At 58.3% G+C, this 8,378-nt stretch carries 10 protein-coding genes; 8 read left to right on the top strand and 2 right to left on the bottom strand.

Annotated features, from left to right (window positions below; all coding sequences use genetic code 11):
* The 4 genes from ACH2EH_RS22600 to ACH2EH_RS22585 form a co-directional block, all read left to right on the top strand.
* On the top strand, positions 1-741 hold a 741-nt coding region (locus tag ACH2EH_RS22600), incomplete at its 5' end, for a sugar phosphate nucleotidyltransferase (RefSeq protein WP_395145304.1).
* Positions 738-1,832, top strand: coding sequence for a sugar phosphate nucleotidyltransferase (locus ACH2EH_RS22595; RefSeq protein WP_395145302.1), 1,095 nt, complete (start codon positions 738-740; stop codon positions 1,830-1,832). The genes ACH2EH_RS22600 and ACH2EH_RS22595, both read left to right, overlap by 4 nt.
* Entirely contained in the window at positions 1,829-2,932 is a 1,104-nt protein-coding gene (locus ACH2EH_RS22590; protein WP_395145300.1) for a DegT/DnrJ/EryC1/StrS family aminotransferase, read from the top strand. Before ACH2EH_RS22595 ends, ACH2EH_RS22590 begins: the two co-directional genes overlap by 4 nt.
* A gap of 21 nt (positions 2,933-2,953) precedes the next feature.
* Entirely contained in the window at positions 2,954-3,667 is a 714-nt protein-coding gene (locus tag ACH2EH_RS22585; protein WP_395145298.1) for a glutaminyl-peptide cyclotransferase, read from the top strand.
* Here the strand turns inward: ACH2EH_RS22585 and ACH2EH_RS22580 are convergent, their stop codons facing one another.
* Positions 3,668-4,276 (bottom strand): murein L,D-transpeptidase family protein, encoded by a 609-nt coding sequence (locus ACH2EH_RS22580; RefSeq protein ID WP_395145296.1) that lies wholly within the window; start codon positions 4,274-4,276, stop codon positions 3,668-3,670.
* A gap of 37 nt (positions 4,277-4,313) precedes the next feature.
* Positions 4,314-6,095: a putative bifunctional diguanylate cyclase/phosphodiesterase gene (locus ACH2EH_RS22575; protein WP_395145294.1), complete on the bottom strand. Its 1,782-nt coding sequence runs from the start codon at positions 6,093-6,095 to the stop codon at positions 4,314-4,316.
* Between the two features lie 165 nt (positions 6,096-6,260).
* Here ACH2EH_RS22575 and dgoD point away from each other — a divergent pair, with 165 nt between their 5' ends.
* The 4 genes from dgoD (at position 6,261) to yidD (ending at position 8,344) form a co-directional block, all read left to right on the top strand.
* Entirely contained in the window at positions 6,261-7,382 is a 1,122-nt protein-coding gene (dgoD, locus tag ACH2EH_RS22570) for a galactonate dehydratase (RefSeq protein WP_395145292.1), read from the top strand.
* 107 nt (positions 7,383-7,489) lie between these two features.
* Positions 7,490-7,639 carry a 50S ribosomal protein L34 gene (gene rpmH, locus ACH2EH_RS22565; RefSeq protein WP_309687190.1) on the top strand — a complete coding sequence of 50 codons (150 nt, stop codon included), beginning with the start codon at positions 7,490-7,492 and terminating at the stop codon, positions 7,637-7,639.
* A gap of 49 nt (positions 7,640-7,688) precedes the next feature.
* Entirely contained in the window at positions 7,689-8,057 is a 369-nt protein-coding gene (rnpA, locus tag ACH2EH_RS22560) for a ribonuclease P protein component (protein ID WP_395145290.1), read from the top strand.
* A complete protein-coding gene (yidD, locus tag ACH2EH_RS22555; protein ID WP_395145289.1) occupies positions 8,057-8,344 on the top strand; it encodes a membrane protein insertion efficiency factor YidD in 288 nt (95 codons plus the stop codon). Before rnpA ends, yidD begins: the two co-directional genes overlap by 1 nt.
* Positions 8,345-8,378: the final 34 nt, after the last annotated feature.

The raw sequence follows: 8,378 nt of genomic DNA, 5'->3' as shown, positions 1-8,378 counted from the left end.
AAGGAAATGCTTCCTGTGGGCCGCGCGCTGGCACTGGAGCGCATTATTGCCGAGCTCCAGGCTGCTGGCGTGGGGCGCATTGTCTTTGTCGTCTCTCCTCAAAAAGAAGCGTTTCTTCGCAAACACTTCGGCGAGAGCTTTGGCTACGCGCTCCAGACTGAGATGCGCGGTCTGGGGGATGCGATTCTGCAAGCCCGCGCGCTGGCAAGTGGTGCCTCGCGCCTCCTGGTGGCGCTGGGGGATGCAGTCTTTGAGGAACCGACGCTCGGAGGGTTGACGCGCCGGGTGCTGGCCGCGGACTCTCCGATCGCCATCGCCGTGCAGCAAGTCCCCCGTGAGCGGCTCTCGAAATACGGAGTGGTCGCGCCGACACTGGCTTCCTCATTATTGGGGGCGGGGGGGGGCACTTTCTCTATTAAAGACATTGTGGAAAAACCCGCGCCGGAAGACGCACCCAGTGATTTTGCGGTAACGGCACGCTACGCCCTGCCCGATACCCTGTTTGAGACACTTGAAAAAACGCCGCCCGCAAAAAACGGCGAGGTTCAGCTCACCGATGCTCTGCAGCTCCTGCTTCGTGCAGGAGTGCCTGGCAGTGCGGTGCCACTGTTGCCAGGAGAAACACGCCACGATATCGGAGGCTTTGAGACCTACTTCAAAGCTTTTGTGACTTTCGCTATGAACGATCCCGACTACGGCGCAGCGTTGCGCACTTATCTGAAAGAGACGCTGCAACTATGAAGGGTATTATTATCGCGGGTGGGGCCGGAACCCGCCTTCGCCCACTGACCTACACTCGCCCCAAGCCGCTCATCCCCGTGGTGAACCGTCCGTTTCTCGAATACCAGGTAGCGCTTCTCAAGCGCCACGGCATTGATGAGATTATCTTCTGCACCAACTACATGTCCGAACAGATAGCGTCACACTTTGGTGACGGCTCGCGTTTTGGGGTAAAGATGCAGTTCGTTAATGAAGAGACGCCTCTGGGAACCGCCGGTGCCATTAAAAACGCACAGACGGTCGCGGGCCGTGACACGCTGGTCGTGCTCAATGGCGATATTCTGACCGACTTTGACATCTCCTCAATCATTGACTTTCACCGAAGCAAGAAGGCTCTGGTCACCCTTGCCCTCAAGGATGTTCCCTCCCCCTCGCCCTACGGCGTGATTGTGACGGACGATGAAGGGCGGGTACAGGAGTTCCGCGAGCCTAGTGAGGCACAAAAGAAAGCCCTGGTTGCCAACCCCAATATTGAATCCACAGGCGTAGACTATATCAACGCGGGAATTTATATTATGGAACCCGAGGCCCTTGATGCCATTCCCACGGGCCGCCCTGTCTCTATTGAGCGCGAGACCTATCCTAAGTTTCTGGCTGAGGGCAAGCCCATCTATGCGCTTTCACAGCAGGGATTCTGGCTGGATATCGGTCGCCCTGAGCAGTACCGGCAAGCGACCCAGGCAATTCTCTCACGCGACATCACGGTGGAGGTTCCTGGCGAGTGGGTGGCACTAGGCTACTGGGCAATGGAGAATGTTCAGGTAGACCCCACAGCGCATATTGCCCCCACCGTGCATCTGGGCACGGGGAGCAAGATCGGGCCGGGTGTCTCTCTCTCGGGCAGGACAGTGATCGGGCCGGGCTGCTGCATCAAGGCCAACGCGACCCTCACCGACTGTGTCCTCCAGGAAAGCGTGATTGTTGGGCAAGGCGCACAGCTCACCGGAGTGATCCTGGATGATGGCTGCCATATTGAAGCCGAGACCGTTGTGACGGTTCCCTCAGTTTTGGCAGCGGGCACGGTACTTCGTAAGGGGACGCGGATCGAATGACGGTTCCCATGGCGGATCTCCCCGCCCAGTACACCGCGCTCAAGTCTGAGCTTGATGCGGCGATCTCACGCGTGATGGCCACGGGGGGATTTATTCTCGGCCCGACAGTCACGGCGTTCGAGAATCAGATCGCGGCGCTCTGCGGTGCCAAGCACGGGATCGGAGTGGGCAATGGTACTGATGCATTGCTACTTTCCTTGATGGCTCTGGGAGTAGGCCCGGGCGATGAGGTAATTACGCCGCCTTTCACGTTTGTGGCCACGGTAGAGACGGTTGTTTTACTGGGTGCGACCCCGGTCTTTGCCGATATTGACCCCGTGCACTTTACGCTTGACCCTGTCGATGTCGCCAAGAAAATCACCTCCCAGACGAAAGCCATTGTCCCGGTGCATCTGTTTGGACAGCTCGCCGATATGGAGGGACTACGCATTTTTGGCCTCCCGCTGATTGGCGATGGGGCGCAGGCAATCGGCTCCGCACGGCACGGAAAAGAAGTAGCGCAGTGGAGCGAGCTGACCACGCTCTCGTTCTACCCCACCAAGAATCTCGGCGCGGCGGGCGATGGGGGAATGATCCTCACCAACGACGATTCCCTAGCCGCCAAGCTCCGGCTGCTGCACTTCCACGGCTCCGGCGGCAAGTACGACTACCACTTAGTCGGCGTCTGCTCGCGCTTAGACGCACTCCAAGCGGCGATTCTCAGTGTCAAACTGCCGCACCTTGCTGTCTGGAACGAAGCACGCCGCACCAACGCCGCGTTCTATGATCAGGCGCTCGCGGGCATTGAGGGCCTGGTGCTCCCCAAGACCCGGGCCGGCAATGTCCACACATTTCACCAGTACACCGTGCGTGTCTTAGCGAACAGGCGAGTGGCACTCAAAGCCTTCCTTGCAGAGCGCGGGATCGCCACAGGGATCTTCTACCCAGTGGCGCTGCACCTGGCCCCCGCCTACACGCAGCGCTTCGGCGGCGGCCAAGGCGACCATCCGGAGTCCGAGCGGGCGTGTACGGAAGTGCTCTCGCTCCCGATATTTCCCGAACTTTCCGAGGCGCAGCGCGTCTATGTGGCGCAGAGCGTCCGTGATTTCTTTGGCCCTTAGATTTTTTGGAGGATACCCCTGATGCCCCGACAGTTCGCCCGCCCGCAACAGCCACCGACCTACGGCTACAAAGTGGTCAATACCTACCCCCACGACACCGATGCCTTCACCGAAGGACTCGAGATCCACAACGGCCTGCTCTACGAGAGCGCAGGGCTAGAGGGCAAGTCCTGGATCGGGATTCGGACACTGGAGAATCCCAAGTACAAGGCTAAAGCCACCCTTGAGGCACGCTACTTCGGTGAGGGCATCACGATCTTCGGCGACAAGCTCTACCAGCTCACCTGGAAGCACGGCACGGGCTTCATCTACCAGAAAGACACGCTCAAACGAACGGGCACTTTTAAGTACACGGGCGAGGGCTGGGCGCTCACCCATAATACCGAGCACCTCATCATGAGCGATGGCACCGCCACGCTCCGCTTCCTGGATCCCAAAAATCCGGGGACGGTTAAAAAGCGCATTCAGGTCACCAATGCGGGGCAGCCAGTCACGCAGATCAATGAGCTAGAGTGGGTAAAAGGCGAGATATTCGCCAATGTCTGGCAAACGGACTTTATCATTCGCATTGACCCGACCAGCGGCAAGGTTGTGGGGATCATCAACCTCACCGGCCTGCTTCCAGACCAGCAAGATGTTCTTAACGGAATCGCCTACGACGCCAAGACCGATCGGCTCTTTGTCACGGGCAAGCTCTGGACAAAGATGTTCGAGATCAAGCTCGTGAAGCTTTAATTATCGCCGGAAGGGTTTTAGGGCGAGAGTGAGGCGCTGGTAGAGCTGCGTCACCCAGGGATCGTCGTTGAGGGGCGCAGGCGCAGATGTCACGCGAAGATCACCAGGAGCAATCCAAATGCGGCTATTCTTGAGGCCCACGGCTGCGACCAGCGGAAATAGCTCCTCGATCTTGTCATCTCCGAGCGCTAGGCAGCCAATCGAGACGTGGTTGCCGTGCACGTAGATATCGCCGCCTAGCTGCGCACGTGGCACCGTGGCGTGGGCAATGTCCTCTTTGTTGGGATAGTCCACCCGAAACGAGAGATGAAAACGGGAGCTGGGGTTGAGCGCTGTGATTTTGTAAAAGCCTTCGGGAACCTGCTGGTCTCCCTCACGGCGCTTCACCCCAGGGCCACCACTGGCCGCCTGCACGGTGTAGTCCGCGAGAAATTTATACGCGCTGCCGCCGCTCGCCCCCCAGACTTCTAGCTTTTTTTCGTCTTTGAAAGCCAGAAGGAGTAATTTTTGAGGAGGGAAGGCGAGCTTTGCTCGCTTGCACGCCGGGACGAACCGGCGGCGCATGACGGGGCCATACGTCTCCAGAGCGTCGGCAAGAGTGCGCTGCATAACTTGCGATTATATCGTTATGCAGCCTGGTGTCACATTAGGCAGCCCGGCGTAACATCGCTTGTCGTGCGACATGAGGGGTGGCGTGGGGTGCATGGCATAAAAACGCCTCCACACTCTGCTCTGTCATGGGCCTTTTAAAGTAGTACCCCTGTCCTAGCTGGCACCCCATCTCCTGCGCAATCGCCAACTGCTCCGCCGTCTCGATACCCTCGGCCACTACCAAAAGATCAAGGGCACGAGCCGCAGATGCCATGGCACGAATCAGAGCCTGGTGGCGCTTCGCACGCTGGGGGAGAGAGTCGGTGGCATTCCAAATAAAAGAACGATCTATTTTAAGGGCATGGATCGGAAGATCCCCCAGAGCAGAGAGGGAGGAGTACCCGGTTCCAAAATCATCCAGCGCCAGAGCCACACCTGCATCGTAGAGCTTCTGAACCTGGAGCAAGACGTACTCCCGTCCGTGAGCCAGGATGCTCTCCGTTACTTCCAGCACCAGCTTCTCGGGTGGTAAGCCTGTCTCACGGAGGATCTCCAGGACATCGTCTGCAAACGTCGCGGACTGTAGCTGTGCCACCGAGATATTGAGTGCTATTGCCAGCTCGGGGTTGAAGCGATGCCACTGAATGGCATTCCGGCACACGCGGCGCAGGAGCTGGAGCCCCAGAGGAATAATAAGGCCCGTTTCTTCGGCGATCGGAATAAACTGATCTGGCGGGATAGTACCCAGGGTTGGGTGGTGCCAGCGTGCCAGTGACTCTAAGCCAACAACTGCCTGTGACTCTAGCAAGACGACGGGCTGATACTCAAGAGTAATCATCTCCCACTCGATTGCGACTCGCAGTGCATTCTCTAGCTCGAAGCGCGTTCGGATGTCCTGCTCCATCGTGTCGTCGAAGACACAAGCACAGCCACGCCCCAGGCTCTTGGCAGCATACATTGCAATGTCGGCGTTGCGCAGGAGGTCCTCTGCTTCACTGCTCCGTCCCTCTGTAATCCCAATACTGGTCGAGAGGTGAAGTGGCTGCCCATTGAGCTCGAGAGGCTCCTTGATCCGTCCGAGAATTGCCGCCGCCAGTGCCAGCGCCTCCGCTTTCGTGCTGCCTGGCTGCATCAGAACCGTGAACTCATCGCCCCCTAGGCGCATGACATCGCCTTGTGAGCCGACACTGAGCCGGAGCCGTTTCGCAACCTCGACCAAGACCAAATCCCCTGTAGTGTGGCCCAGATTGTCATTGATTGCCTTGAAGTTATCCAGGTCTAAGAAGAGCAGAGTGCGGTTCGGAGAACTGTTCTTTTGGAGAAGATTCATCAGGTAGGATCGGTTAGGGAGCTGCGTGAGAGGGTCGTGGAAAGCTTCGTGAATGAGATACGACTCCGTGAGCTTTTGGGCCGTGACATCGGTGAATATCCCTACGAGTCGCCAGCGCTGCGGTTCGATTTGCTCTAGCTGGACATCTTCGTGAAGCCAGAGCTGGGCCCCATCGGCAAGTGTCAAAGAGAACTCACGACAGCACCGCTCTTTTCCCTCGCGGAAAGCCTCGGCAAAGAGCGCGTCACCTTCTACTCGTGCCGTGGATGAGCGGGCCAGAAGCAGGTCCGTGGCAAAGGAGTTTCCAGGATGCCTGGCAATGGATAGCCAGCGCTCCGCTGTCGCTTCATTGAGGAGAGTAATGTCCCAGAAGTTACGGGCGCTCTGGCTAGCTTGCCGTTCTTCCTCCGACGCTAGGCAAACATCGGCGTGCCAGATCAAGCAGCGTGCCTGCTTGAGAGCGTAGTCTATAAGGTCCAGCGGTGGCGACGGGAGTGGATTTTCCATATCTCTCTGCTGGAGATTGTTGGTAGAATCTCCGTATTTGACGAGAGGTGTGTACTAGGTTTATGTTGCCTGTGGTCGTTTTTTGCTACGCGAGCGGATGGCCCAGCTTCCGCCGCCGCCCTCGTCACTAAGTTATCCACAGACAATTTCTGGTATCGTATAGGTATGAAAATCACCAAGCTGGAGACATTTTTGATTCAGCCGCGCTGGCTCTTTCTCAAGATACACACCGATGAGGGCATTGTTGGACTGGGCGAGCCGCTACTCGAAGGGCGTGCGGAGACCTGCGCGACGGCCATTAAGGAGCTGGAGAGTGAACTGATCGGCCAAGACCCCACAAAAATCATCCACCACTGGCAGGCGCTCTACCGGCATGCATTTTATCGAGGCGGCGAGATTCTCACCAGTGCCCTCTCCGGGGTCGAGCAGGCACTATGGGATATTAAGGGAAAGGCGCTGGGCGTGCCGATCTACGAGCTTCTGGGCGGCCCGACACGCGATAAAATCCGCGTCTACTCCCACTGTGGCCTGGGCGATGACCCGGAGCAGAGCGCGGCTAATGTACAAGCAAAGCTGGCGCAGGGCTACACGGCCATCAAGACGGGTGTCTCAGGAGGCCGTCCACCGCGCATGATCGAGACCCCCGGTTTTGTAGAGCGGGTACGCGACAAATTTGCCGCCATGCGCGAGGCCGCCGGGCCGGATGTGGATATCGCTATTGACTTCCACGGAGCCGTCCCCCCCGCCACGGCCATGCTGCTGATCAAGGCGCTGGAGCCCTACCAGCCGATGTTTATCGAGGAGCCCGTCAACTGCCAAAACGTAGACATACTGGCAGATATTGCTAGAAAAACACATTTACCCATAGCTACAGGCGAGCGTCTTTTCACCAAGTGGGCCTTCCGTGAGGTACTGGAAAAGCGCGCCGCGACCATCCTCCAGCCCGATATCTCCCACGCGGGAGGTATCTTCGAGTGCCGCCTAATCGCCGGAATGGCGGAGGCCTACTACGCTGGGATCGCACCACACTGCCCGCTTGGCCCGATTGCATTCGCCGCGAGTTTACAGCTCGATGCTAGCATTCCCAATTTCCTCATTCAAGAGCAAGTCAACATGGGCGAAGGCTATCTCAAAGAGCCGTTTGTGCCCGTGAACGGCTACGTCCCGCTTCCCACAAAACCCGGCCTGGGAATCGAGCTCGATGAAGATGCCCTCGCGGAGAAGCTCGGCCACGACTGGAAACCGCCGCATCTCTACGACGAAGACGGCTCGGTCTGTGACTGGTAAACATTGCATCAAGAGACAAATCATGGTAGATTAATCTTCTGTGTGCGGCGCGGAGTGATCCGCGCCGTTTTCATGCCGTCTAAAATTTCCGGAGCGAGTAGAGAATAATGAAGCGAACCTTCCAACCTAAAAACCGCCGTCGCCTGCGTGTACATGGGTTTCGTGCCCGTATGCAGACCCCCACGGGTCGCCGTGTCCTGAGCAACCGTCGCCAGCGGGGCCGACACGCCCTGACCGTTTTCGCCCACAAGGACTAGTTGCCTCACAACGGCTCGTCCAACGAGACACTGTCCATTCTTTAAGAATATGTTGCCTCGCCCCCAGCGGCTTGTCCGTCATCGGGACTTTCAGGCGACCTACCAGCGCAGGCGTCGGGTGGATCACCTGGCGCTGACGCTTTATGTAGGGCGCAAGAGTCAGGGAACGCCGCGGCTGGGTTTTGTCGTATCAAAGAAAGTGGCTAGCAAGGCGCACGACCGCAACCGGGTCAAGCGACGCCTGCGGGCACTGAGCCTGCCGCTTCTGCCTAGGCTAGAGAGCTATGATTTGGTTGTCGTGGTGCGCTCACCCGCACTCGCCCTAGATTTTGCGGAGCTACGCACTGTGGTGGTGCAACTTTTCCAGCAGGCAGGGGTCTTTAACCCGGCAGGAGTCATAAACGACGGTGGCGAGTGATGAAAACACGGCGCAGGCGCAAGCCCTCTACTCTGAGAGTTCTGGTCAAGCAAGCCGGACAGGTAACTGGAAGAATTCTAGTGGCCCTGATCCGGGGCTATCAGCGCGTCTCCCGCTTCACGCCGCCCACCTGCCGCTTCACGCCCTCCTGCTCCGAGTACACCGCTCAAGCGATCCATGCCTATGGTCCGCTGCGCGGGAGTTGGCTCGGCCTGCGACGCATCTGTCGCTGCCATCCGTTCCACCCCGGTGGCCACGATCCGGTTCCCGGCCTACCAGAAGGATAAGACTCACGTGACCATTACCCCGCGCACCCGCGCA

The sequence above is a fragment of the Armatimonas sp. genome (assembly GCF_043760365.1).
Lineage (GTDB): Bacteria > Armatimonadota > Armatimonadia > Armatimonadales > Armatimonadaceae > Armatimonas.
Note: the sequence above shows the minus strand (reverse complement) of the source record. Positions and strands in the feature narration are given on the sequence as shown.